General features: G+C 68.6%; 1 protein-coding gene. It reads left to right on the top strand.

Going from position 1 to position 535, the window contains the following annotated elements:
- On the top strand, positions 1 to 535 hold a 535-nt coding region (locus G3I71_RS46370; protein WP_239149785.1), incomplete at both ends, for an acyl-CoA dehydrogenase family protein.

Here is a 535-nt window from a genome sequence, read left to right as displayed (position 1 = left end):
TTCAAGGGCACCAAGACGCTCATCACCAACGCGCTGCAGTCCAAGTACCTGCTGCTCATGGCCCGCAACCCCGAGGTCGAGGACAAGCGCCACGCGATCTCGATGTACCTCGTGCCGATGGACGCCCCGGGCCTGACCACCAACCAGCTCGACAAGATCGTGTGGCACATCTCCGACAGCTGCGAGATCTTCCTCGACGACGTCACGCTGCCCGAGAGCTGCCTGGTCGGCGTCAAGGGCAACGGCTTCAAGCAGCTCATGCGCAACTTCGAGTTCGAGCGCCTCGTCATCTCCGCGACCTGCCTCGGCCTGGCGCAGTGCGCGTTCGACGACGCCGCGTCCTACGCCGCGCAGCGCGTGCAGTTCGGCCGGCCCATCGGACGGTTTCAGGGCGTCAAGCACCTGTGCGCCGACATGCTGGTCCGCCTCGAACAGGCCCGCGCCCTCGCCTGGGACGCCGTGAACTGCGCGGACGAACCCGACGGGGACCCCGCCGCCCGCTCGCTCGTCGCCGGCCTGGCCGCCGGGATCGCCC

The organism is Streptomyces sp. SID12501, assembly GCF_010550245.1.
Lineage (GTDB): Bacteria > Actinomycetota > Actinomycetes > Streptomycetales > Streptomycetaceae > Streptomyces.
Note: the sequence above shows the minus strand (reverse complement) of the source record. Positions and strands in the feature narration are given on the sequence as shown.